Source organism: Allobosea sp. GW821-FHT10B12, assembly GCF_059415545.1.
The window spans coordinates 522,551-544,512 of the sequence record NZ_JBWKNL010000004.1; the positions used below are offsets into that span (position 1 = coordinate 522,551).

The 21,962-nt window shown below is 67.8% G+C and carries 24 protein-coding genes; 11 read left to right on the forward strand and 13 right to left on the reverse strand.

Features of this window, described 5'->3' with window-relative positions:
• The first annotated feature begins 2 nt into the window (after positions 1 to 2).
• From AC07O0_RS17130 to AC07O0_RS17160, 7 genes are all read left to right on the forward strand, one after another.
• Positions 3 to 1,307: a glycosyltransferase family 4 protein gene (locus tag AC07O0_RS17130; RefSeq protein WP_494624886.1), complete on the forward strand. Its 1,305-nt coding sequence runs from the start codon at positions 3 to 5 to the stop codon at positions 1,305 to 1,307.
• A 32-nt stretch (positions 1,308 to 1,339) separates the two neighbouring features.
• Positions 1,340 to 2,545, forward strand: a complete 1,206-nt coding sequence (locus AC07O0_RS17135; protein WP_494624887.1) for a polysaccharide pyruvyl transferase family protein — start codon at positions 1,340 to 1,342, stop codon at positions 2,543 to 2,545.
• Positions 2,542 to 3,744 carry a hypothetical protein gene (locus AC07O0_RS17140; protein ID WP_494624888.1) on the forward strand — a complete coding sequence of 401 codons (1,203 nt, stop codon included), beginning with the start codon at positions 2,542 to 2,544 and terminating at the stop codon, positions 3,742 to 3,744. The genes AC07O0_RS17135 and AC07O0_RS17140 overlap by 4 nt, the downstream gene beginning before the upstream one ends.
• Positions 3,741 to 5,201 (forward strand): polysaccharide pyruvyl transferase family protein, encoded by a 1,461-nt coding sequence (locus AC07O0_RS17145; protein WP_494624889.1) that lies wholly within the window; start codon positions 3,741 to 3,743, stop codon positions 5,199 to 5,201. Before AC07O0_RS17140 ends, AC07O0_RS17145 begins: the two co-directional genes overlap by 4 nt.
• 144 nt (positions 5,202 to 5,345) lie before the next feature.
• Positions 5,346 to 6,380 (forward strand): GSCFA domain-containing protein, encoded by a 1,035-nt coding sequence (locus tag AC07O0_RS17150; RefSeq protein WP_494624890.1) that lies wholly within the window; start codon positions 5,346 to 5,348, stop codon positions 6,378 to 6,380.
• 126 nt (positions 6,381 to 6,506) lie between these two features.
• Entirely contained in the window at positions 6,507 to 6,788 is a 282-nt protein-coding gene (locus AC07O0_RS17155) for a hypothetical protein (RefSeq protein WP_494624891.1), read from the forward strand.
• 182 nt (positions 6,789 to 6,970) lie between these two features.
• Positions 6,971 to 7,828 (forward strand): VOC family protein, encoded by an 858-nt coding sequence (locus tag AC07O0_RS17160; protein ID WP_494624892.1) that lies wholly within the window; start codon positions 6,971 to 6,973, stop codon positions 7,826 to 7,828.
• Positions 7,829 to 7,833: 5 nt separating this feature from the next.
• Here AC07O0_RS17160 and AC07O0_RS17165 read toward each other — a convergent pair whose 3' ends face one another.
• The 5 genes from AC07O0_RS17165 to AC07O0_RS17185 form a co-directional block, all read right to left on the reverse strand.
• Entirely contained in the window at positions 7,834 to 8,286 is a 453-nt protein-coding gene (locus AC07O0_RS17165) for a GNAT family N-acetyltransferase (RefSeq protein WP_494624893.1), read from the reverse strand.
• Positions 8,283 to 9,257, reverse strand: a complete 975-nt coding sequence (cysK, locus tag AC07O0_RS17170; RefSeq protein ID WP_494624894.1) for a cysteine synthase A — start codon at positions 9,255 to 9,257, stop codon at positions 8,283 to 8,285. The genes AC07O0_RS17165 and cysK overlap by 4 nt, the downstream gene beginning before the upstream one ends.
• Before the next feature lie 107 nt (positions 9,258 to 9,364).
• Positions 9,365 to 9,817, reverse strand: coding sequence for an RrF2 family transcriptional regulator (locus tag AC07O0_RS17175; RefSeq protein WP_494624895.1), 453 nt, complete (start codon positions 9,815 to 9,817; stop codon positions 9,365 to 9,367).
• Complete coding sequence (gene dut, locus AC07O0_RS17180; RefSeq protein ID WP_494624896.1) at positions 9,814 to 10,299, reverse strand: dUTP diphosphatase; 486 nt, start codon at positions 10,297 to 10,299, stop codon at positions 9,814 to 9,816. The genes AC07O0_RS17175 and dut overlap by 4 nt, the downstream gene beginning before the upstream one ends.
• Positions 10,300 to 10,304: 5 nt before the next feature.
• Entirely contained in the window at positions 10,305 to 11,573 is a 1,269-nt protein-coding gene (locus AC07O0_RS17185) for a phosphopantothenoylcysteine decarboxylase domain-containing protein (RefSeq protein ID WP_494624897.1), read from the reverse strand.
• 190 nt (positions 11,574 to 11,763) lie between these two features.
• Here AC07O0_RS17185 and AC07O0_RS17190 point away from each other — a divergent pair, with 190 nt between their 5' ends.
• Together AC07O0_RS17190 and AC07O0_RS17195 are read left to right on the forward strand one after the other, a co-directional pair.
• Positions 11,764 to 12,471, forward strand: coding sequence for a CoA transferase subunit A (locus tag AC07O0_RS17190; protein ID WP_346364340.1), 708 nt, complete (start codon positions 11,764 to 11,766; stop codon positions 12,469 to 12,471).
• 14 nt (positions 12,472 to 12,485) lie between these two features.
• Positions 12,486 to 13,139 carry a 3-oxoacid CoA-transferase subunit B gene (locus tag AC07O0_RS17195; protein WP_494624898.1) on the forward strand — a complete coding sequence of 218 codons (654 nt, stop codon included), beginning with the start codon at positions 12,486 to 12,488 and terminating at the stop codon, positions 13,137 to 13,139.
• On the opposite strand, the gene AC07O0_RS17200 is transcribed toward AC07O0_RS17195, so the two are convergent.
• Entirely contained in the window at positions 13,123 to 14,043 is a 921-nt protein-coding gene (locus AC07O0_RS17200) for a LysR family transcriptional regulator (RefSeq protein ID WP_494624899.1), read from the reverse strand. The two genes, AC07O0_RS17195 and AC07O0_RS17200, sit on opposite strands and share 17 nt — an antisense overlap.
• Positions 14,044 to 14,190: 147 nt before the next feature.
• Between AC07O0_RS17200 and AC07O0_RS17205 the strand changes: the two genes are divergently transcribed.
• Complete coding sequence (locus tag AC07O0_RS17205) at positions 14,191 to 15,381, forward strand: MFS transporter (RefSeq protein ID WP_494624900.1); 1,191 nt, start codon at positions 14,191 to 14,193, stop codon at positions 15,379 to 15,381.
• On the opposite strand, the gene bluB is transcribed toward AC07O0_RS17205, so the two are convergent.
• From bluB to cbiE, 5 genes are read right to left on the reverse strand one after another with little or no spacing between them, the layout of a single operon-like run.
• Positions 15,378 to 16,010, reverse strand: a complete 633-nt coding sequence (gene bluB, locus AC07O0_RS17210; protein ID WP_494624901.1) for a 5,6-dimethylbenzimidazole synthase — start codon at positions 16,008 to 16,010, stop codon at positions 15,378 to 15,380. The two genes, AC07O0_RS17205 and bluB, sit on opposite strands and share 4 nt — an antisense overlap.
• A complete protein-coding gene (locus AC07O0_RS17215; RefSeq protein WP_494624902.1) occupies positions 16,007 to 17,332 on the reverse strand; it encodes a cobyrinic acid a,c-diamide synthase CobB in 1,326 nt (441 codons plus the stop codon). The genes bluB and AC07O0_RS17215 overlap by 4 nt, the downstream gene beginning before the upstream one ends.
• Entirely contained in the window at positions 17,329 to 18,096 is a 768-nt protein-coding gene (gene cobM / locus AC07O0_RS17220; RefSeq protein ID WP_494624903.1) for a precorrin-4 C(11)-methyltransferase, read from the reverse strand. The genes AC07O0_RS17215 and cobM overlap by 4 nt, the downstream gene beginning before the upstream one ends.
• A complete protein-coding gene (locus AC07O0_RS17225; protein WP_494624904.1) occupies positions 18,093 to 18,479 on the reverse strand; it encodes a cobalamin biosynthesis protein in 387 nt (128 codons plus the stop codon). The genes cobM and AC07O0_RS17225 overlap by 4 nt, the downstream gene beginning before the upstream one ends.
• Positions 18,476 to 19,726 (reverse strand): precorrin-6y C5,15-methyltransferase (decarboxylating) subunit CbiE, encoded by a 1,251-nt coding sequence (gene cbiE, locus AC07O0_RS17230; RefSeq protein ID WP_494624905.1) that lies wholly within the window; start codon positions 19,724 to 19,726, stop codon positions 18,476 to 18,478. Before cbiE ends, AC07O0_RS17225 begins: the two co-directional genes overlap by 4 nt.
• Between cbiE and AC07O0_RS17235 the strand changes: the two genes are divergently transcribed.
• Positions 19,725 to 20,486 carry a cobalt-precorrin-6A reductase gene (locus tag AC07O0_RS17235; RefSeq protein ID WP_494624906.1) on the forward strand — a complete coding sequence of 254 codons (762 nt, stop codon included), beginning with the start codon at positions 19,725 to 19,727 and terminating at the stop codon, positions 20,484 to 20,486. The genes cbiE and AC07O0_RS17235 overlap by 2 nt on opposite strands.
• Here AC07O0_RS17235 and cobJ read toward each other — a convergent pair.
• Complete coding sequence (cobJ, locus tag AC07O0_RS17240; protein WP_494624907.1) at positions 20,429 to 21,220, reverse strand: precorrin-3B C(17)-methyltransferase; 792 nt, start codon at positions 21,218 to 21,220, stop codon at positions 20,429 to 20,431. The two genes, AC07O0_RS17235 and cobJ, sit on opposite strands and share 58 nt — an antisense overlap.
• Positions 21,217 to 21,960: a precorrin-2 C(20)-methyltransferase gene (locus tag AC07O0_RS17245; RefSeq protein WP_494624908.1), complete on the reverse strand. Its 744-nt coding sequence runs from the start codon at positions 21,958 to 21,960 to the stop codon at positions 21,217 to 21,219. Before AC07O0_RS17245 ends, cobJ begins: the two co-directional genes overlap by 4 nt.
• Positions 21,961 to 21,962 lie beyond the last annotated feature (2 nt).

The following is a 21,962-nucleotide window of genomic DNA, read 5'->3' on the forward strand; positions in this document are numbered from 1 at the left end:
GCATGCGTATCCTCGTCGTCTCGCACGGCCACCCATCGTTCTCGCTCGGCGGCGCCGAAGTCGCCTCCTACAACCTGCACAAGGGCTTCCAGGCCAATAGCGAGGTGGACACCCACTACCTCGCCCGGGTCGGGGCGCCGACGCCGCGCCATGCCGGCACGGCGCTGATGAGCTTGCGCCAGCGCGGCGGCGAATTGCTCTACTACGCCGAGGAATACGATCACTTCCTGCTGTCGAACCGCGCCACCGACGAGATCGAGCGCGATTTCGTCCGCGTGCTGCGCGACTTGAAGCCCGACGTGGTGCATTTCCACCATTTCATCGGCCTCGGCCTCGAATGCATCTTCGCAGTCCGCGACACGCTGCCGGACGCGCTGATCGTGGTGACCTTCCACGAATATCTCTCGATCTGCCACCATCACGGTCAGATGGTGAAGACCGGCGCCTTCAAGCTCTGCTACCGGGCCTCGCCGAGCGACTGCAATGCCTGCTTCCCGGATATCTCGCCGTCGCGCTTCCTGGCGCGCGAGACCTTCATCAAGGGCATCCTCAACCTCGCCGACCATTTCATCTCGCCGAGCCGCTTCCTGGCCGAGCGCTACCAGCAATGGGGGCTTTCGGCCGAGCGCTTCTCGGTGATCGAGAACGGCATCGACGTCGCCGAGGTCGCGCCGCCGCGGCCGGGGCCCGAAGCGAACGGGCGGCGCTCGCGCTTTGCCTATTTCGGCCAGCTCACGCCCTATAAGGGCGCCGACGTGCTGATCGACGCCGTCACCCGCATCCCGGAGCAGGTCTGGGGCGAGGACAGCATGCTCCTAGTCTATGGCGGCAATCTCGACCGCCAGCCCGAGGCATACAAGAAGAAGTTCGCCGATCTGGTCGAGGCAGCGGGGCGGCGCGTGCGCTTCTGCGGCCCCTTCCAGAACCACGAGATGCCGAACCTGATGCGCTCGGTCGACTGGGTGGTGATGCCCTCGGTCTGGTGGGAGAACTCGCCGATCGTGATCCAGGAGGCCTTCTTCCACGGCCGCCCGATCCTCTCCAGCAATCTCGGCGGCATGGCCGAGAAGATCACCGACGAGGTCGACGGACTGCATTTCCGCTCCGGCAGCCCGGAGGACCTCGTCGACTGCATGACCCGGGCGCTGAGCGAGCCCGGGCTCTGGGAGCGCTTGCGCTCCGGCATCAAGAAGCCGCTCAGCCATGTCGACTGCGCCGACCAGCATCTCGCGCTCTACCAGCGCCTGATCGCCGAGCGGGGCATGCCGGCTCCGGCCAATCGCGCCGCCGCGCCGATGATCGCGTGAGCTGCGCGGACACAAGAAGGGAGAACGCAACCATGGCCCGCATCCTCGTGATCAGCCCGTCCGGCGAAGTCTACGACCACGACAATGTCCGCTGGTACCGCCACGCCGACCTGCAGAGCCACATCAACCACTACCACAACATCGGCGACGCCTTCGTCTTCGATTCCTCGCTGAAGCTGCTCAACTTCGAGAAGCTCGAGGAATTGCCGATCACCAGCGTCGACCCTGCCCAGATCGACCGGTTCAACGCCGAGTTCGACTATGTCTTCCTGCGCGGCTCGAACTATGTCCATGCCGGGATGAACTGGAGCCGCACCGCAGAGGTGCTGCGCCGGCTGAAGCTGCCGGTGCTCGCCTTCGGCATCGGGGCGCAGGCCCCGGTCAGCGGCAAGCTCGAGCTCAGCGAGGACAGCAAGACCGTCCTCAAGCTGATCTCGGATTCGACCGCCTCGGTCGGTGTGCGCGGCACCTATTCGGCCGAGGTGATGCACGAGCTCGGCATCAAGAATGCCCGGATCATCGGCTGCCCGACCGCCTTCCGCAACAACCGGCCGGACCTCGCCATCCGCCTGCCGGCGCTCGACAGCGTGAAGCAGGTCGGCGTCACCCTGCGTCGCGAGGTCTCCAAGCACTACGCCAAGGACATCAAGCGCTACCTGACCTTCCACCGCGACCTGGTGAAGGCGATGGCGGATCGCTTCGAGGTCACGCTAATGTCGCAGGGCGAGGTCGAGGAGAAGAAGCTCGCTCTCGGCACGCCCGAGCAGAAGCAGGAGGGCATGGCGGCCCTGCGCGAGAACGGCTGGGCGATGGCCTGGTATCTCGATGAGCAGATGCAGGCGCTCTACCGCGACCGGATGTTCTATTCGGATGTGGTTGCCGGCTACGAGCAGCTCGTCCGCAAGCTCGATCTCGTGCTCGGCTACCGGCTGCACGGCAATCTGATGGCGCTCGCCAACGGCACGCCCTCGATCTACTTCACCTATGATAGCCGCACCGTCGAGTTCGCCGAGACCTTCCAGATCCCGAGCGTCGACGTCTTCGGCGACAAGCCGTTCAGGCTGGAAGAATACTGGGACCAGGCGCTCTTCGACCGCTTCAACGCGGCCTATGCCCGGACCTATGGCGCGATGAGCGCCTTTCTCAGCGAGAACAAGGTCGACCACAAGATGGTCAGGCCCGCTGCTGCCGCCCCGTCCGCGCCGCCGGCTCCCGAGCCGGAAAGGAAGGTGGCATGAGGAGCGCCCGCACCGCCTTCGCCTGGCTGCCGGCGGCATTGCTGGCAGTCACAATTCCCGTCGCTGGCCTAGCCCAGCAGGCGCCGGGTCAAAAAGGGCCCGGCTACCGGCTGGAGATCGCTCCCGACGCGAAGGAGGAGACGGTCGTCTCCTGGGCACGCGAGCGCTGCGAGGAATGGGACCTGCCGGACGCGCCCTTGCGCGCCTTCCGCGACAACAAGGGCGAGGTCGTCGCCTTCGCCAGCCATTATCGCAGCCGGCCGCTGATCGGCGGCAATCTCGGCGCGATCCGCAAGAGCTGCGCCGTCTCCTTCGAGGCGAAGAGCAGCGCCGATCCCAGCCAGTTCAGCGACAAGAGCTGGATCGCCGCGACCTGGACCGGCGATGGCCGCAATGTCGAGGCGCTGGTGCACGCCGAGTACCATGCCGACAAGCATCCCGGCGCCTGCCGGTTCAAGGATGCGATGAGCTGCTGGTACAATGTCGTCACCGCCGCTCATTCCAGCGATGGCGGTCTCAGCTTCAAGACCGACGAGCCGCGCCCGCTGGTGGCGGCGCCGGGCTTTCCCCAGGAGGTCGGCCAGGGCCGGCATCGCGGCTTCTTCAACCCGTCCAACATCGTCCAGAAGGACGGCGCCTGGTATGCGCTGATCATGACCACCGGGGGCGAGGGCCAGAAGAACGGCGTCTGCCTGTTCCGCTCGACCAACATCAAGGACCCGACCTCCTGGCGCGCCTATGACGGGCAGGACTTCACCATCCGCGCCGTCGATCCCTATCGCGATGATCTCAGCCAGGCGCGACCCTGCCAGACGCTCAAGCCGCTACCGACCACGGTGGGATCGCTGACCCGGCACGAGGCGAGCGGGAAATGGCTGGCGCTCCTCCATCTCGGCCCCGACCCCAGCCAGAACATCGCCGGCGGCCGGGTCGCCTATAGCTGGTCCGACGACCTGATCCGCTGGTCGCCGCTGCAGACGCTGATGGTGCAGCCGACGATGTGGAGCAAGAACTGCAGCGACCGGCTGCGCTACGGCTATGGCGCCCTCGCCGACCCCGCCTCGCGCTCGCGCAATTTCGAGACCACCGGCGACGAGGCCTATCTCTTCATGACCAGGATGAAGGTCGCCGACTGCAAGCTCGGCCCAGACCGCGATCTGGTCCGCCTCAAGGTTCAATTCGTCAAGGAGGGGCCATGAACGCGCCCGTGCTCAATCTCGGCTCCGTGGTCTCGGCCGAGAACGCCATCAAGATTCTGCGCGCCACCACCGGCGAGGTCGTCGTCGCGATCGGGCGCCGGCCCGACCGGAGCTGGCCGGCACTCAAGCTGATGCTCGACGGGCAGGACTACGCCACCATCCATCCCGGCGCGATCGTCACCGGCGAAGCGGATGTCGCCGAATTGACGATCCCGCTGCCAGGTATGCCCAATGGGCGCCCCCACTCGGTCGCGATCGCTGACGCAGCCACAGGCACGCTCGCCCCGGGCTCGAACCTGCGCCCGATCGCGACCGAGACCAAATTGCGCGCGCTGGTGATCTATCCGGCCGGCGAGGTGCATGAGCACGACAAGGTGCGCTGGTACCGCGCGCCGATGGAGAAGCTGCTCTCGGATTATTTCAACATCGGCGACATGATCGTCTACGATTCGACGCTGAAGCTCCTGCGCTATGCGCATCTGGAGCCTATGAAGATCATGTCGCCGACCGAGGCCGACATCGAGCGCTATGCCAGCGAGTTCGACTTCGTCTTCGTGCGCGGCTCGAACTTCATCCACGAGAACATGGAATGGTTCCGCGCCGTCGAGGTGCTGGAGCGGGTGAAGCTGCCGGTCTACGCGATCGGCGTCGGCGCGCAGGCGAGCCAGAACCGCAGGATCGAGCTGCCCGAGCCCTCCAGGCGCTTCTGGTCGATCGTCGCCGAGCGCTGCGCCTCGATCGGCGTGCGCGGCGCCTTCAGCGCCGAGACCCTGCGCCAGAACGGCATCCGCAATGTCGAGGTCGTCGGCTGCCCCTCGATCTTCCGGACCCGCAATCGCGACCTCAGGATCCGTATTCCCGACCAGCGCGAGATCCGCAAGGTCGCCTTCAGCCTGCGGCGCGAGGCCGACAAGAGCTACACCGCCGACCCCGAGGCCTATCTGCGCAATCAGAAGGCCGCGCTGCTCAAGGTCGACAGCCAGAGCGAGATGGTGATGTCCTCGCATGGCGAGCAGGAGGAGAAGGCGTTCTTCCTGCGCGATGGCGCCGCGAAGGAGAAGGCGGTCGCGGAGTTCGTGAAAACCAAGTGGTGGGACGGCCCGGATGATGCGCCGATGCGGCGCATCTACGAAAAGCAATTGTTCTCCTTCTTCGACGTCGAGCGCTATGACGAGTTCGCCCGCTCGATCGATCTTGCCGTCGGCTATCGCGTCCATGGCGTGCTGCCGGCCGTCGCGCACGGCGTGCCGGGCGTGCTCGTCGCCTATGACACGCGCAGCCAGGAGCTGGCGGAGACGCTGAAGATCCCGGTCGTTCCGGAAGCGGCCCTGGCCGAAGGCGGCTGGCGCGCCGTCTATCAGGAGGCGGCGCTGAACAACCTCGCGAAGAGCTATGCCGCCTCCTACGACCGGATGCGCGGCTTCCTCGACCGCAACGGCATTCCCCACCGCATGTGAACAGGCCCGGCGCGGCAAAGATCGCGCCGGTTGGAGGAAACGCCCGGAGGTCACCGGGCCATCAGCGACCGCCCGGCGAGTTTACGGGACTTCCGCAGTCCGCAACGTCGAGCCGAGAGGTTTGCACGAACCAGGAGACGATCGATGAAGATCGAGTACGACGCAGGCACGGCCCTTACCATCATGCGCGGCAATCCCGTGCGCGGCTGGATCTCGGGCAAGCCTGAGAAGATGGCCAAGGAGCGGCTGACCACCGGCAACTACCTTGCCGTCCAGCACAAGCCGAAGTTCAAGATCGACCCGACCTGGCCGATCTTCACCATGGGTTCGTGCTTCGCGCGCGAGGTCGAGAACCTCCTGATGATGCGCGGCCTGCCGCTGCTGCTGCGCGGCCACGGTGTGCCGGCCGAGCATTTCGAAAGCTGGGACGAAGAGACCGGCCGCGGCGGCGGCGCCGATCGCGGCCAGCTTTCCCGCGGCGCGCTCAACAAGTACTCGGTCCGCTCGATGACGCATGAGTTGAAGCGCGTGCTGCGCGGCGAGGACTATCCCAATGATGGCCTGATCGAGCTTGCGCCGGGGCAGTGGTTCGATCCGCACGCCAGTGGCCTCAAGCTGCTCGACCGCGACACGGCCTTCGCCAATCGCAAGCGGCTGACCGAAGCGACGGCGACGATCAAGCAGGCGAAGATCTGCTTCTTCACCCTCGGCCTGACCGAGACCTGGCTCGATGCCGAGACGGGGATCGCCATGAATGCCCATCCCGGGCCGAGCTGGCTGCAGCGCATGCCGGAGCGCTTCCGCTTCGTCGACTACGGCTATGACGCGACTTTGGCCGACATGCTCGACATCATCGGGTTGATCCGCGAGCACTGCAATCCGGAGATGCGCTTCGTCGTCACCGTCTCGCCGGTGCCGTTCGGCGCGACCTTCAAGGATGCCGACGTGATCGTCGCCAACAGCGCCTCGAAATCGCTGCTGCGGGCGGTGGCCGAGGAGCTGTTCCGGCGCTTCGACTATGTCGATTACTTCCCGAGCTACGAGATCGTGCTCAACTCGCCGCGGACGATCGCCTTCGAGGACGATCAGCTCCACATCGCCCGCGAGATGGTTGCGCATGTGATGACGACCTTCCAGGGCGCCTATCTCCCGCCGGCCGAGCAGCCGCAGGCAGCCTGATCCGACAAGCCGGTCGCCCTGACCGGCCCGACATGCCAAGATGCGCCGGGCGCCGAAACGCGGCCCCCGGCGCAGGCTTGTCCGGTGGCCGTCCGACCGCCCGATCGAAAGCGTCGGGAGGACGAGATGAACGTCGCCAATCTCCAGCTCGAAGGCATGCTGCTCGCCTTCACCGCCGTGCTGCGCTCACTGGTGAATTCGGGCGCCCTGAGCGAGGCTCAGCTCAAGGCCGCACTGATCGAAGCGGAACAGACCGGGCTTTCCGACAGGCAGCGCTGCGAACAGCTCAGCCCAAGCCAGCGCGACTCGCTCGCTTTCGCCGCCCGCTTCCTGTCTATCGCGACGCGGCCGGACAGTGCGATGCGGCCGTTTTCGGATGTGGCGCGCGAGGTCGGCCGCACCACTTGAGCCTTACCCGACTACCCCGAAATCAAGCAAGGCAGCATTGTTGCCGATCCTGGCAATGACTCTGCAGTTTTCGATTGCGCAGGTGCAATCTCGGACTTGCCCCGCAAGGGGACGACAAGCGCGGCTGAAAGCCCCATTTTGCTGGCGAGCGATGTCGCCGCCCGTAAGTTCGGAGCAATCCCATGTCCACTGCTGCAGAAACTCTGGCCCAGCCCCTTCGCAATGAAGCGCTCGACGCGCCCGTCCATATCGGCGCGGTCTCCTTGCGCGTGCGCGATCTCACCGGGCTGACCGCGTTCTACCGCGATGCGATCGGGCTCTCGGTCATCAGCCAGGATGCCGACCGTGCCGTGCTCGGCGCCGGCGGTGAACCGCTGGTGAAGCTGGAGGCCGGCGCGCAGCATCCATCCTCGGCCGCCGGTCTGTTCCATATGGCAATCCTGCTGCCCTCGCGCAGCGACCTCGGCAACTGGCTGCGGCATGCCGCCGAGAGGCGCATCGGGCTGGAAGGCGCGTCGAACCACCTGGTCAGCGAGGCGCTCTATCTCTCCGATCCCGAGGGCAACGGCATCGAGATCTACCGCGACCGCAGCCGCGCCGAATGGCCGCGCCTCGACGGCGGCCGGCTCAAGATGGCGACCGAGCGGCTCGATCTCGACGCGCTGCTGCGCGACGCTGACGGACGCACCTATGCCGGCATGCCGGAGGGCACGGTAATGGGTCATATCCATCTGCGCGTCGGCGACGTCCAGCAGGCCGAGGGCTTCTATCGCGATGCGCTCGGCTTCGAGGTGATGGTGCATTATCCCGGCGCGAGCTTCATGGCGACAGGCGGCTATCACCACCACATTGCGACCAATACCTGGCACAGCCGTGGTGCCGGGCCGCGCCGGGACAATGAAGCGGGTTTGGCGAGCTTCGAGCTGGTCGCGCGCGACGAGGAGGCTCGCGCGGCGCTGAGCCGGCGCATGGCGGCGTCCGGTGGCGATGCCGCGTCGGCCGTCGATCCCTGGGGCAATCGCGTCACCCTCCGGGCCTGAGCCCCTCAGCGCGTGAGCAGATGGCTGCGGCGCGCGCCGCCGCGATCGGGCGAAAAGCCCATCGCCTCCCAGAAGGCGGATGCGCCGGCATCGGCGGCATTGAGCGAAAGCCGCGGCGCCAGCGCGAGGCCCTGCTGGATCAAGGCGCTGGCAACGACACGACCGACGCCTTCGCGCCGATTCCCCGGCCGGACATAGACATGGCCGATACGCAGCAGGTCGGGAGCGGGGTCGTAAGGGTCGGGCGTCACCGCGCCGATCGCTGCCAGCGCGCCCTCGCGATAGACGACCAGCAGCGTGCTCTGCTCGTCTTCGCCCGCATAGCGGCCGGCATCCCATTCTTCCAGGATACCTTCGACGAAGCGGTAGCCCTCGGCCGCCGCCTCATCCTGCAAGGCTGGCAGATCGTCCGGCAGGGCCTCGCTGACCCGGACGATCTGCAGGTTTGCTGGGATCACAGACCCTCGAACAGCGCGCTGGAGATGTAGCGCTCGGCGAAGGAGGGGATGATCACCACGATCGTCTTGCCGGCGTTTTCCGGCCGGGCGCCGACCTCCAGCGCTGCGGCGATGGCTGCGCCCGACGAGATGCCGGCCGGGATGCCTTCGGCCTTGGCGAGCGCGCGGGCGGTCTCGAAGGCGGTCTGGTTGCCGACGGTGACGACCTCGTCGATGACGCCGCGGTCGAGGATGCCCGGCACGAAGCCGGCACCGATGCCCTGGATCTTGTGCGGGCCGGGCTGACCGCCCGACAGCACCGGCGAATCCTCGGGCTCGACCGCGACCATCTTCACTGAAGCCTTCTTCGCCTTCAGCACCTGGCCGACGCCGGTGATGGTGCCGCCGGTGCCGACGCCGGAGATGACGATGTCGACCGCACCGTTGGTGTCGTTCCAGATCTCCTCGGCCGTGGTCTTGCGGTGGATCGCCGGATTGGCCGGGTTCTCGAACTGCTGCGGGATGATTGAGCCCGGAATCTCGTTCTTGAGCTCCTCGGCCTTGGCGACGGCGCCGCGCATGCCGCCGGGGCCGGGGGTCAGCACCAGCTCGGCGCCGAGGAAGGCCAGCATCTTGCGGCGCTCGAGCGACATCGTCTCGGGCATGACCAGGATGAGGCGATAGCCGCGCGCGGCAGCGACGAAAGCGAGCGCGATGCCGGTATTGCCCGAGGTCGGCTCGATCAGCGTGCCGCCGGGCTTGAGCGCGCCGGAGGCTTCGAGCGCGTCTATCATCGAGACGCCGATGCGGTCCTTGACGCTCGAGATCGGGTTGAAGAATTCGAGCTTAGCGAGGATCGTCGCGTTGACGCTGCGCTCGGCCGGCAGGCGGTTCAGGCGTACCAGCGGGGTGTCGCCGATCGTGTCGGTGATCGAGTTGTAGACGCGGCCGCGGCCGGGGACATGGGCGGGCTTCTGCGCTGCATCGGCCATGACGGCCTCCCTTGCTGGTGATCTTGTCAGGTAGTCTTGGATCGAGAACCTGGATTCAAACTAGCATCAAATCACAAAATATGTCGAGGAATGAAGTATTTAACGGATCAGATCGTGAAATCTGTGTCGGCTGTCGGCTTCCCAGTGGCGGCGCGCTCCTCAGCCTCGCGGCAGAGATCGGCCACGGTGACGGCATCGAGCCTGGCGAGCCAAGCTTCCATGGCCTGCTGCATCATCGGGTCGACCACCGCATCCACCAGCGCGGAACGCGGCAGCGGCGGCAGGGTTTCGTCGGCATTGGCCTGCATGGCGGCGCGCACGATCTCGCCGGCGGTGATGCGGCGGCGTTCCCTGGCGAGCTCGTAGCCGCCGCGCGGGCCGCGCACGCCCTTGAGGATGCCGACCCTGACCAGCGCCTGCAATACGGTTTCGAGATGGCGCGGCGGCAATTCGTGCCGCGCCGCCAGCGCCTTGGCCGCGACCGGGGTGGGCCGGGCATGCAGGGCGATGTCGATTACCGCGGTGACCGCGAGCAGGCTGCGGCGCGAGAGCTGGATCATGCCTTGCCTCCGGCTGCCTGCCGCGGGGCAGCGTCGCTCATGCCTGTCGAGCCGAAGCCGCCAGCGCCCCGCGCGGTTTCACTGAGCTCTGCGACCTCGATGATCTCAGCCTGCAGCACCGCCGCGACGACGAGCTGGGCGATGCGGTCGCCGTGCCTGATCGTGAAGGCCTCCTGCCCGTGATTGATCAGGATGATTTTGACCTCGCCGCGATAGTCCGCGTCGATCGTGCCGGGCGTATTGAGCAGGGTGACGCCATGGCGCAGCGCCAGGCCCGAACGTGGCCTGACCTGGCCTTCGGTGCCGTCAGGCAATTCGAGCACGAGACCAGTCGGCACCAGCAGCCGCGCGCCCGGCTCCAGCTGCAGCGGCCCGTCGGGTAGAGCGGCGCGCAGGTCGAGCCCGGCGGCGCCGGCCGTCTCATAGGCCGGCAGCGGCAGGTCATGGGCGTGCGGCAGGCGCCTAATGCGGAGTGTCGCCATCGGCCTCAGCCCTTCTGCGTCAGCAGATCGGCGAAATGCGCGACGAGGCGCGCTGCCACTTCCGCCTTGGGCAAGGTCGGCCAGGTCTCGACGCTGTCGGTACTGACGAGGTGGACGGTGTTGGCGTCGCCTCCCATCACGCCGGTACCGCCGACATCATTGGCGACGATCAGGTCGCAGCCCTTCTTCGCCAGCTTGGCGCGGGCATAGTCGACGACGTTCTGCGTCTCCGCGGCGAAGCCGACGACCAGGGCCGGTCGGTCGATCTCGCGCGCGGCGATGGTGGCGAGGATGTCCGGGTTCTCGACCAGGGCAAGGTGCGGCGGTTTGCTGCCGTCCTTCTTCATCTTCTGGCCGGCGGCGTCTGCAGTGCGCCAGTCGGCGACGGCGGCGGCGAAGATCGCGAGATCGGCCGGCAGCGCGCCTTCCGTCGCCGCCAGCATGTCGCGGGCGCTCTCGACATGGACAGTCGTGACGCCGGCGGGATCGGGAATGGTCACCGGCCCTGAGATCAGCGTCACTTCGGCGCCTGCTGCTGCTGCGGCTGCCGCGATGGCGTGACCCTGCTTGCCGGAGGAGCGGTTGGCGATATAGCGTATCGGATCGATCGGCTCATGCGTCGGCCCGGAGGTGACGAGCACGCGCTTGCCAGCAAGCGGCTTGGGGCCAGACGGCGCACCGCCGGGCAAACGGCCGAGGAAGCCGATCGAGGGCTGCTGCCGGGCTTCGCCGGCGAGCGCCATCTCGATCGCCGCCAGCAGCTCGTGTGGCTCGGCCATGCGGCCGGGCCCGCTCTCGCCACGCTCGGCCATGGCGCCGGAATTGGGGCCGACGACGAGGACGCCGTCCTTCTGCAGCGTCGCCATGTTGCGCCGCGTTGCCGGATGCTCCCACATCTTCGGGTTCATCGCTGGCGCGATCAGAATGCGCTTGTCGGTGGCCAGGAGCGCGGTGGAGGCGAGGTCATCGGCATGGCCGTTCGCCATCTTGGCGATCAGATCGGCGGTGGCGGGCGCGACGACCAGGAGGTCGGTCGAGCGTGACAGGGCGATATGGCCGATATCGGCCTCGTCGGTCAGCGAGAAGAGGTCGGTGAAGCATTTCTCGCCGGCGAGCGAGGAGACCGCGAGCGGCGTGACGAACTGCTCGCCTGCTTTGGTCAGGATGCAGCGGCAGGCGATGCCGTGATCCTTCAGGCGCCGGATCAGCTCCAGGCACTTATAGGCGGCGATGCCGCCGCCGATGATCAGCAGGATGGAGCGGGAAGCGGGCAAGGGCGTGGCTCCGGAAGGCAGGGCGCGCCGTTTGGTAGCATCGCCCGGGCCGGGCTGTCATGTCTCGCCGTTGGAGGCCCGTGACTGCGCATAGTCACACGAAGGGCGCGTCAGCGGCGCATGTTGCAACTGCACCATGGGCTCGGCTAGTTGTTTTTAAGCCCTCCCATCCAGCGACGAAGGCATCCCGATGAAGAAGGTTTTTCCTGACGCCAAGGCGGCGCTCGCCGGCGTCGTCAAGGATGGCATGACCATCATGGCCGGTGGTTTCGGCCTCTGCGGCATTCCCGACACCCTGATCGAGGCGATCCGCGACTCCGGCGCCAGGAACCTGACCTTCATCTCCAACAATGCCGGCGTTGACGGCGCCGGCCTCGGCATCCTGCTCGAGACCAAGCAGATCAGGAAGATGATCAGTTCCTATGTCGGCGAGAACAAACTCTTCGCCGAGCAGTACCTCTCCGGCCAGCTCGAGCTCGAATTCAACCCGCAGGGTACCCTCGCCGAGCGCATCCGCGCCGGCGGCGCCGGCATCCCGGCCTTCTTCACCAAGACCGGCGTCGGTACGCTGATCGCAGAGGGCAAGGAAGAGCGCGAATTCGACGGCGAGCGCTACATCATGGAGCGCGGCCTCTTCGCCGACATCTCGATCGTCCACGCCTGGAAGGGCGATACCGAGGGCAACCTCGTCTACCGGAAGACGGCGCGCAACTTCAATCCGATGATGGCGAGCGCCTCGCGCATGACGATCGCCCAGGTCGAGCATCTCGTCCCGGCCGGCGAGATCGATCCCGATCACATGCACACCCCCGGCATCTTCGTGAAGCGCATCGTGCATGTCGCCAATCCGGTGAAGCGCATCGAGCAGCGCACCGTGCGCAAGCGCGAAACGGCCTGAGAGGAGATCAGCACATGGCCTGGACCCGTGAACAGATCGCCGCTCGCGCCGCCAAGGAGCTGAAGGACGGCTTCTACGTCAATCTCGGCATCGGCATCCCGACGCTCGTCTCGAACTACATTCCCGACGGCATGAGCGTGCAGCTCCAGTCAGAGAACGGCATGCTGGGCATGGGCCCCTTCCCCTATGAGGGCGAGGAGGACCCCGACCTGATTAATGCCGGCAAGCAGACCATCACGGAATTGCCGACGACGAGCTATTTCTCATCCTCCGACTCCTTCGGCATGATCCGCGGCGGCCATATCGACCTCTCCATCCTCGGTGCCATGCAGGTGGCGGAGAACGGCGACCTCGCCAACTGGATGATCCCCGGCAAGATGGTCAAGGGCATGGGCGGCGCCATGGACCTCGTCGCCGGCGTCAAGAAGGTCGTCGTGGTGATGGAGCACGTCGCCAAGAACAAGGACGGTTCGGAATCGCCGAAGCTGCTCAAGGCCTGCGATCTGCCCCTGACCGGCGCCGGCGTCGTCGACATGGTGATCACCGATCTCGGCGTGTTCGCGATCGACGAGAATGGCGGCGGCATGACGCTGATCGAGCTCGCCGAGGGCGTCGCCCTCGACGAGATCAAGGCGAAGACGGAAGCGCCGTTCAAGGTCGCGCTCTGACCTCGCAGAGCCGCGCTAGCGCCTCCGCAAAGGCGCGCGCAGCCGGGCCCATCGCCTCGTCGAGGCGGTGGGCGAGATAGGCTTCGGCCGGCAATTGCGCGTTTCGGCCGAGCGCCTTGGTCGCGACCCGGACCAGCCTTCCCTCGGCAAGGTCGCGTTCGATCAGCCAGTTCGGCAGCCGGCCCCAGCCGAGCCCGGCCAGGATCATCGCATGCTTGGTGTCCTGCCCGGTGACGCGGCAGGTCTGCGGCGAGAGCACGTTGAAATCTTGCGCACCCGAGATCGGCGTCGGGTCGATCTGCACGATCTGGAGATGCTGGGCGAGCTCGGAGCGCGTCAGTAGGCGCCCATCGCCAGCCTGGGCGAGCGGGTGGGTTGCCGCGACGACCGCGATCGCCTCGATACTCGTCAGCGCCTCGATCGCGATGCGCGGATCGCGAAAATTCTCGCCGACGGTGATGGCGAGGGCGCTGCGCCGCTCCAGCAAGGCTGCGATCGGCCCGCCCAATGGCTCGATGGCCAGCCGGATCGAAACCGACGGGTAGCGCTCGCGCAGGCCGGCGAGAGCCGCGCCGATTAGCGGAAACGGGAAGAGCACGTCGATCGTCAGGGACAGCTCGATCTCGACGCCCTTGCTGAGACCATGCGCGCGGGCCTTCAGCGCGCCGACGCGCAGCAGCACCTCCTTGATGTCGGCGAGCAGCGCTCGCCCTTCCGCCGTCAGGGCCGGGCGATGGCCGGACCGGTCGAACAGCGAAAGGCCGAGTTGCGCCTCAAGATTGGCGATGGCGTGGCTAATGGCGGACTGTGCCCGCGAGAGCCGCGTCGCCGCCGAGCGGAAGCTGCCGGCCTCGGCGACGCTGACGAATATCCGCATCTGGTCGAGCGTGAGTGCATCGAGCATGATCGATTTCCTTGATCGACTCGATGCCAATTATCTCACTTTTCGAGATCGACTGGAAACCACATCTCCGGGCGACGCCGTAGCGCCACCCAAGGAACAGAGCATGGCCGATCATTCCGCAGAGATCAGCGTCGCGAGATCGCGCCCATGACGACGGCCGCTGCAATGCCGGCGGCCAGGACCGACTGGCTCGCCGTCGCGGTCGTCGTCGCCGGCGGCATCGTCGCGGCGCTGCAGGTTGGCAAGGCGGCGATCGCGATGCCGCTGGTCCAGGCCGAGTTCGGACTGGACCTCGGCACGCTCGGCTGGCTCGCCTCGATCTTCGCCGTACTCGGCATGGTCGGCGGCATCCCGGTCGGTACGCTTGCGATCGGCCTCGGCGCGCGGCGCGTCCTCCTGCTTGGGCTGTCGGCGGTCGCTGTCGGCGCCTTCCTCGGCGCGGCGGCGCCGCGCTTCCCGATGCTGCTCGCCTCACGCGTCGTCGAGGGCCTCGGCTTCCTGCTTATCACCATCGCCGGCCCAGCCATCCTCCAGCGCGCCGCCAGCCCGGCGCACCGCGACATCGCCATAGCGCTATGGAGCTGTTTCATGCCGACCGGCATCGCGCTCGCCATGTTGGCCGGGCTCTGGCTCACCGACTGGCGCATGATCTGGCAGGTCACCGGCGCTCTCGCGGTCGTCGCGATCGTGCTGACCATGCTGACCGTATCGAGGATCGACGGGCGCGCACCGCCATCCTGGGCCAGGCTGGCGCGCGATGCCGGCGCAGTGCTCAGCGCGCGCGGCCCGCTGCTGCTGGCGCTCACCTTCGCGCTCTATGCGCTGATGTTCTTCGCTCTGTTCAGCTTCCTGCCGGTGCTGCTGATGCAGCGCATGCAGGTCTCGCTCGCGACTGCAGGCGTGCTCAGTGCGCTCGCGAGCGCCGTCAACATCATCGGCAACCTCGCTGCTGGCATGCTGCTGGCGCGCGGTGTCTCGCGCATCGGCCTGATCGTCTTCGCCAGCCTGGTGATGGGTTCGTCTGCACTCGGCATCTTCCTCGGCCTCTTGCCGAATTCCGCGACCTTCCTGCTTTGTGTGGTGTTCTCGATGGTGGGCGGGATCATCCCTGCGACGCTGCTGTCGTCGGCACCGGTGCTGGCGCCTGCGGCTGCGCTGACGCCTGTCGTCATCGGCTTGCTGATGCAGGGCAGCAATCTGGGCCAGGTCGTCGGGCCCGTCGCCATCGGCGGCGTCATCGAGGCATTGGGCTGGTCTTCAGCGGCCGGGCTGGTGGGCGGGGCTGCCGTGCTCGCGATCCTGACGGCGCTCGGGCTGCGCGGTGCGCGAGCCGCTTAGCTGGGCTCGGTGAGCCGCGGATCGCTCTCCCAGCCGGCGCGGACGAGCTCGGGCACCTCGTGCTCCTCTTCGGGATAGCCGAGGCAGAGATAACCGATCAGCTTCCACTCCGGCGGCGCGGCGAAGATGGCCGCGATCTCGGTGGGGTCGAGGATCGAGACCCAGCCGAGGCCGAGGTCATGGGCACGGGCGGCGAGCCAGAACTGCGTGATCGCCGCGACGACCGAATAATCCAGCATCTCCGGCATGGTCCGTCGGCCGAGGCCATGGCCCTGCGACGTGCCGTGGTCGCAGAACACCGCGAACTGCACCGGTGCCTCGCGCAGGCCCTCGAGCTTGAGGCGGGCATAGAGCGCTGCCCGCTCGTCTGCGTAGTCCGTGAACGCTTCGGTATTGCAGCGGGAAAAGCTCCCCTGCACAGCGGCGCGCTGACTGGGGTCGTCCACCCTCAGCCAGCGCCAGGGCTGCGAATGGCCGACCGAGGGCGAGAGCTGAACCTGATCGAGCAGCTTCGTCAGCAGCTGTTCCGGCACCGGCTCGCGGCGAAAACGCCTGACATCGCGGCGCCAGGCGATCAGCTCGCTGAGCTTGTCGCGAAAGCCGTCGTCGAAGGCGGGCGGCGCGGTCACGCCTCCTCCCGGACCGCGATGGCATGGAAGAAGGAGCCGGAAGTCAGGCCGCGGCGGCTGCCGGCGGGCGCCGGAGCCGAGCCGTGCGGATCTGTGACCGTGGCGAAGGGTGGATCCTCGCCTTGCGAGATCACCGTCGCATAGTGGAACTCGTGCCCGCTGAGTGACGCTCCGACGGGGCCGAGCGGCCCATCGGTGGCCAGCACCGCATTGCGATAGCCGAGATTCATCTTGCGCTTGGCGAAGCTGGTCTCGACCGAGAGCAGTCCGGCCATGGCATGGCTGACGCCATCGGCATCGATCAGGCTTTTGCCTAGCACCATATAGCCGCCGCACTCACCATGGACCGGGCGGGTCCGGGCGAAATCGTGCAGCCCGTCGAGAAAGCGCGAGGCGACGGCGAGCCGCCCGGCGTGCAGTTCGGGGTAGCCGCCCGGCAACCAGCAGGCGTCGCAGCTCTCCGGTGGCGGCTCGTCGGCGAGCGGCGAGAACGGCACGAGCTCGGTTCCTTGCGAGCGCCAGCCCATCTCAACATGCGGGTAGACGAAGCTGAAGGCGGCGTCGCGGGCGATGGCGAGGCGCCTGCCGGGCGCAGGCAGCGGCAGCATCTGCTGGCCGGAAGCCGGCAAAATGGCCGCGCCAGCGGCAGCGACGACCGCGTCGAGATCGACTGCGGCCGCGACGGCGTCGGCAAGCGCATCGAGGCGTTGATGCAGATCCTCGGTCTCGCCGGCCTGGACGAGGCCGAGATGGCGCTCAGGCAGGATCAGGCTCGCCTCGCGCGGCAGCGCGCCGAACACGGGCAGGCCGATTCTTTCCATGCCGGCTGCCGCCAATCGGCGATGGCGCTCGCTGGCGACCTTGTTGAGGATCACCCCGGCGACGCGGATGCGCTTGTCATAGGTCATGCAACCGAGCGCCACTGCGCCGGCCGATTGTGCCTGCCCGGAGACGTCGATGACGAGCACCACAGGCCAGCCCAGCAGCGCCGCGATGTCGGCGCCGGTGCCGGTATGCCCGTCAGGGCCCGGCACGCCGTCGAACAGCCCCATCGAGCCCTCGGCAAGGACGATGTCGCTGTCCTTCGCCGCTTCGCCGGCGATCTGGCCGAGCAGCGCGTCCGGCATCGCATAGCTGTCGAGATTGGCGCTCGGCGCGCCGGTCGCGGCGGCGTGGAAGGCCGGGTCGATATAATCAGGTCCACATTTCAGCCCGCGCACCTTGAGGCCGCGGCGGGTGAGCGCCCGCTGCAGGCCGAGCGTGATCGTTGTCTTGCCCGAGCCGGAGCGCGGTGCCGCGATGAGCAGGCCTCTGGCGGTCATGCCTGGCCTCCGCGCGGCCGGAAGCGGCGGTCATAGCCGGTCGAATAGAGAGCGCTTTCGCCGAAGTCGGCGCTTGCCAGCGCCGGGCCGACCAGGATCAGCGCCGTCCGCTCCAGTTCGGCCGCCCGCACCTTTTCGGCGATGTCGGACAGTCGCCCGCGCAGGATGCGCTCCTCAGGCCAGGAGGCGCGGAAGACGATCGCGACCGGGCAATCCGCGCCGTAGAATGGCACGAGTTCGTCCACCACCTGCTCGATCACATGGATGGAAAGATGGATGGCGAGCGTCGCTCCGGATGCCGCGAAGGTCGCGAGCTTTTCCTTGTCCGGCATGGCCGAGGCGCGGCCGGAGGTACGCGTCAGCACCAACGATTGCGCGACGCCGGGCAGCGTTAGTTCCCGTTTGAGCGCGGCAGCGGCAGCGGCGAAGGCCGGCACGCCGGGCGTGATCTCATAGGGGATGCCGAGCTGATCGAGCCGGCGCATCTGCTCGCCGGTCGCGCTCCAGATCGAGATGTCGCCGGAATGCAGCCGCGCGACGTCCTTGCCTTCGGCATGGGCGGCCTGGATCTCGGCGATGATGGCGTCGAGGTCGAGCGGAGCGGTATCGACGATCCGTGCGCCCGTCGGGCACCAGCCGAGCATCGCGTTGGGGATCAGCGAGCCCGCATAAAGGCAAACCGGACAGGCGCCGATCAATTCGCGCCCGCGCAGGGTGATGAGGTCGATTGCGCCGGGGCCGGCGCCGATGAAATGGACGGTCACGCGGCGCTCCGGGCAAGGGCACAGGTGACGCGCGCGGTGGCGATGCGCGGCTGGATCAGGGTGGCGCCCGGTCCCGCGGCAGCCAGTGCCGCCGCTTCCGCCACCGAGCCGACGCCATAGAGCCCGGAGATCCGGGTTGAGCGCGTGGCGCAAGCGGCCTCGAAGCCGGCGAGCGCTTCGTCGGGGATGACGACGAGCGTGAGGTCGTACGCCTGTGCCACGGCGGTCAGACCGGGCTCGTCCCGGCGCGAGGCCAGAGTGGCGAGACGCTTGATCGCTTCCGCTGGCACGCCGGCCGCGGCAAGTGTCTGCGCCAGGCAGGCCTCGATATCGGCTTCAGAGGTTCCGGGGCGCAGGCCGATGCCGGCGGTGATGCCGCTCACGGCTTCACCACCCGCCATTGCGTCACCGCCATCGCGGCGCGCCAGCCATGCATCGCCCCGATCGGGTCGAGATGCGAGACGCCGATGCGGCGCAGGTTCCCGCCATGGACCGAGAACAGCCCGGCGAGCCTGGCTTCGCCCTCAATCGTCACGGCGTTCGCCACCAGCCGCCCGCGCGGCTTCAGTGCCGCGAAGGCGGTTTCGAATACGCCGGGGTCGGTCAGCCCACCACCGATGAACACCGCGTCCGGCGAGGCCTTGCCGGCGAAGCTCTCGGGCGCCTTGCCTTCGACCACCTCGAGCGGCGGGGCGCCGAGCGCCAGCCGGTTGCGGGCGATGCGGGCGGCGCGCTCCGGTCGTTCCTCGAAGGCAATGGCGCGGTTGTGGCGGTGGCGCAGGCTCCATTCGATGCCGATCGAGCCCGAGCCGGCGCCGACATCCCAGAGCAGTTCGCCGGCGCGCGGCGCCAGCGCCGACAGCGTTATCGCGCGGATATCGGCCTTGGTGAGCTGGCCGTCATGCTCGAACCAGTCGTCGGAGAGTCCGGTCGCCAGCGGCAGGATGCGGGCGTCGCGGCTGGCGACCACCTCGATCGCCAGCATGTTGAGCGGCACGATGCCGTCGAGCGCGAAGCTGTCGGCGCGGGCCTGACGGATGCGCTCGTTCGGGCCGCCGAGCGATTCCAGCACGGTGATCGAACTCTCGCCGAAGCCGCGCGCGCTCATCAATTGGGCGACAGAAAGCGGTGTCGAATCATCCCAGGACAGGGCTAGAACCCGCGCGCCCGGCTGGAGAAAAGGGATGATCCTCTGAAGGGCACGGCCATGCAGCGAGACCAGCCCGCATTCCTCCTGCGGCCAACGCATGCGCGTGCAGGCCATGGAGAAGGAGGAGAGCTGCGGGATGACGCGCATCTCCGCCGCCGGCACCGCCTTGGTCAGCCCGGCGCCGATGCCGTAATGGAACGGATCGCTGGTCGCGAGCACGCAGACGGCGCGGCCCTTCTCAGCCAGGATCGCCGGCAGCGCATTGCGGAAAGGCTGCGGCCAGGGCCGGGCCTCGCCGGGGACATCGCCGATCAATTTGAGGTGGCGCTCGCCGCCAAAGACGATCTCGGCGCCCTCCAGGGCGGCCACTGCCTCGGCGCAGAGGCCGGCGCGGCCATCCTCCCCGAGGCCGACCAGCGAAAGCCAGGGTCCGGGCGGCGTGCTCGACAGTTTGGTCGTTTCAGGCGAAAACTGTTCCATGACGGTCCTCATCCTCGGCGGCACCAGCGAAGCGGCTGCACTCGATCAGCTCCTGGCTGAACAGGCACCCGAGATTCGCGCCGTGATCTCGCTCGCAGGCCATACCTCCGACCCGCGCCCTCTGTCCTTGCCGACCCGCACCGGTGGCTTTGGCGGCATTGCCGGCCTCAGGCAATATCTCGTCGAGGAGGGCGTCGTCGCGGTCATCGACGCGACCCATCCCTTCGCTGCGATCATGCCTTATCACGCCGAGGCGGCATGCAAGGCGGAAGGCGTGCCGCTGCTGGCGATCAGGCGCGAATCCTGGAAACCGCAGGCTCGCGATCGCTGGAGGAGCGTGCCCGACATCGATGCCGCCGTCGAGGCGCTCGGCGACGAGCCGCGCCGGGTCTTCCTGACCATCGGCCGGCTCGAATTGCCCCACTTCTTCGCCGCTCCGCAACACCGTTATCTGATCCGCGTGATCGAGCCCGTGAACGACCTGCCGCTGCCGCACGCCAGGGTGCTGCAGCAGCGCGGGCCGTTCGAGGCGGATGCCGAGGAGAAGCTGATGCGCGAGGAGGGCACCGAGGTCCTGGTCAGCAAGAATGCCGGCGGGCCGATGACGCTCGGCAAGCTCGTCGCGGCGCGCCGGCTCTCCTTGCCGGTGATCATGGTCGAGCGGCCGCCCAAGCCTGAGGTCGAGACCGTCGAGCATATCGATCAGGTCCTGCCCTGGCTGGTGGCGCAAGGGCTCTTCGTCACCGAGCGCGGCGTATAGACGATCGGGTTTTCACCCTCGCGGGCGATCAGCCGCGTCGCGCTGGCACCGATCATCACCAAAGTCGCCATGTCGGCGCTCTCGGCCGCCGGGACCGCCTCGGCGAGCGTCAGGATGCGCAGGGATTCGTCGGCCCGCCCGACAGCGCGGGCGAAGATCACCGGCGTTTCGGGGGTGCGGATCGTCGCCGCCAGCTCGAGCGCCTTGCCGAGCTGCCAGGGCCGCGCCTTCGAGATCGGGTTGTAGAGCGAGATCACGAAATCGGCTGACAACGCTGCGGTGAGCCTGGAGGTGACGACCTCCCAGGGCTTGAGATTGTCGGAGAGCGAGATCGCGCAGAAATCGCCGCCGAGCGGCGCACCGGCCTTCGCCGCCGCCGCCAGCATGGCGGTGATCCCCGGCTCGACCGTGATCTGGAGCTTGCGCCAGTCCGGCTCGCCCGCTTCCAGCGCCTCGAACACTGCCGCCGCCATCGCGAAGACGCCGGGGTCGCCGCCGGACACGACCGCCACCGCCTTGCCTTCCGCTGCCAGCGTCAGCGCGTGGCGGGCGCGCTCGACCTCGACGCGGTTGTCCGATGCGTGCTTGGTCTGGCCGGCGCGCGCCGGCACGCGGTCGAGATAGGGGCCATAGCCGACGAGATCGCTGGCTGCCTCCAGCGCCGCCAGCGCCGAGGGCGTGAGGTAGCGCGCCTCGCCGGGCCCGAGGCCGATGATGGCGAGCGAGCGGGTCACAGCCGCCGCCCTTCGCCGGGGACGAGGATCATCGAGAAATAGGGCGCGTCATCGTCGGGCTTCTCGGCGAGGCGGGTCACCACCTGTCCGGCCATGGTGGCGCGCTCGACATAGATGGCGCGGTTGATCAGCCCGGCCGCCTTCAGTGCGCGGCGCACCTTGGGCAAATTGCGGCCGAGCTTCATGATCACGGCCGCGTCGGTGTCGGCGAGGCGGCGCGTCAGCTCGCCCTCGGCGAGCGTGCCCGGCACCACGGTCATCACATCGTCGCCCCAGCTGATCGGGGCGTCGGCGCGGGCCCAGGCGCCGGCCATGCCGGTCACACCCGGCACCACCTCGGTCGGGAAGCGATGGGCGAGGCGGCGCCACAAATGCATGAAGGAGCCGTAGAAGAACGGGTCGCCGTCGCAAAGCACGGCGACGCTGCGGCCGGCCACCATCTCGCCGGCGAGCCGCTCGGCGGCCTCGTCATAGAAGGCGGCGATCGGACCGGTATAGCCCTCGTCCTCGACCGGCACCTCGGTCGTCACCGGGAAGGCGAGCTCGATCTCGCGGGTGGCATCGGGCACGATGATGGCGTCGGCGGTGACACGGGCATTGCCGCGCCGGCCGCGCTTGCAGAAGTGCACCAGGCGGTCGGCCTTCAGGATGATGTCGCGGGCACGCACGGTCATGTAGTCGGGATCGCCGGGGCCGAGGCCGACACCGTAGAGCAGAGTGCGGGGCGCCTGATCGCTCACGC

Excerpts from the sequence above, each read along its gene's own strand:
- AC07O0_RS17235 (WP_494624906.1), top strand. The coding sequence starts at position 19,725 with ATGACGGTCCTCATCCTCGGCGGCACCAGCGAAGCGGCTGCACTCGAT.
- AC07O0_RS17150 (WP_494624890.1), top strand. The coding sequence starts at position 5,346 with ATGAAGATCGAGTACGACGCAGGCACGGCCCTTACCATCATGCGCGGC.
- AC07O0_RS17205 (WP_494624900.1), top strand. The coding sequence starts at position 14,191 with ATGACGACGGCCGCTGCAATGCCGGCGGCCAGGACCGACTGGCTCGCC.
- AC07O0_RS17215 (WP_494624902.1), bottom strand. The coding sequence starts at position 17,332 with ATGACCGCCAGAGGCCTGCTCATCGCGGCACCGCGCTCCGGCTCGGGC.
- AC07O0_RS17145 (WP_494624889.1), top strand. The coding sequence starts at position 3,741 with ATGAACGCGCCCGTGCTCAATCTCGGCTCCGTGGTCTCGGCCGAGAAC.
- AC07O0_RS17160 (WP_494624892.1), top strand. The coding sequence starts at position 6,971 with ATGTCCACTGCTGCAGAAACTCTGGCCCAGCCCCTTCGCAATGAAGCG.
- AC07O0_RS17200 (WP_494624899.1), bottom strand. The coding sequence starts at position 14,043 with ATGCTCGATGCACTCACGCTCGACCAGATGCGGATATTCGTCAGCGTC.
- AC07O0_RS17190 (WP_346364340.1), top strand. The coding sequence starts at position 11,764 with ATGAAGAAGGTTTTTCCTGACGCCAAGGCGGCGCTCGCCGGCGTCGTC.
- AC07O0_RS17155 (WP_494624891.1), top strand. The coding sequence starts at position 6,507 with ATGAACGTCGCCAATCTCCAGCTCGAAGGCATGCTGCTCGCCTTCACC.
- cysK (WP_494624894.1), bottom strand. The coding sequence starts at position 9,257 with ATGGCCGATGCAGCGCAGAAGCCCGCCCATGTCCCCGGCCGCGGCCGC.
- AC07O0_RS17175 (WP_494624895.1), bottom strand. The coding sequence starts at position 9,817 with ATGATCCAGCTCTCGCGCCGCAGCCTGCTCGCGGTCACCGCGGTAATC.
- dut (WP_494624896.1), bottom strand. The coding sequence starts at position 10,299 with ATGGCGACACTCCGCATTAGGCGCCTGCCGCACGCCCATGACCTGCCG.
- AC07O0_RS17135 (WP_494624887.1), top strand. The coding sequence starts at position 1,340 with ATGGCCCGCATCCTCGTGATCAGCCCGTCCGGCGAAGTCTACGACCAC.
- AC07O0_RS17130 (WP_494624886.1), top strand. The coding sequence starts at position 3 with ATGCGTATCCTCGTCGTCTCGCACGGCCACCCATCGTTCTCGCTCGGC.
- AC07O0_RS17195 (WP_494624898.1), top strand. The coding sequence starts at position 12,486 with ATGGCCTGGACCCGTGAACAGATCGCCGCTCGCGCCGCCAAGGAGCTG.
- cbiE (WP_494624905.1), bottom strand. The coding sequence starts at position 19,726 with ATGGAACAGTTTTCGCCTGAAACGACCAAACTGTCGAGCACGCCGCCC.
- AC07O0_RS17140 (WP_494624888.1), top strand. The coding sequence starts at position 2,542 with ATGAGGAGCGCCCGCACCGCCTTCGCCTGGCTGCCGGCGGCATTGCTG.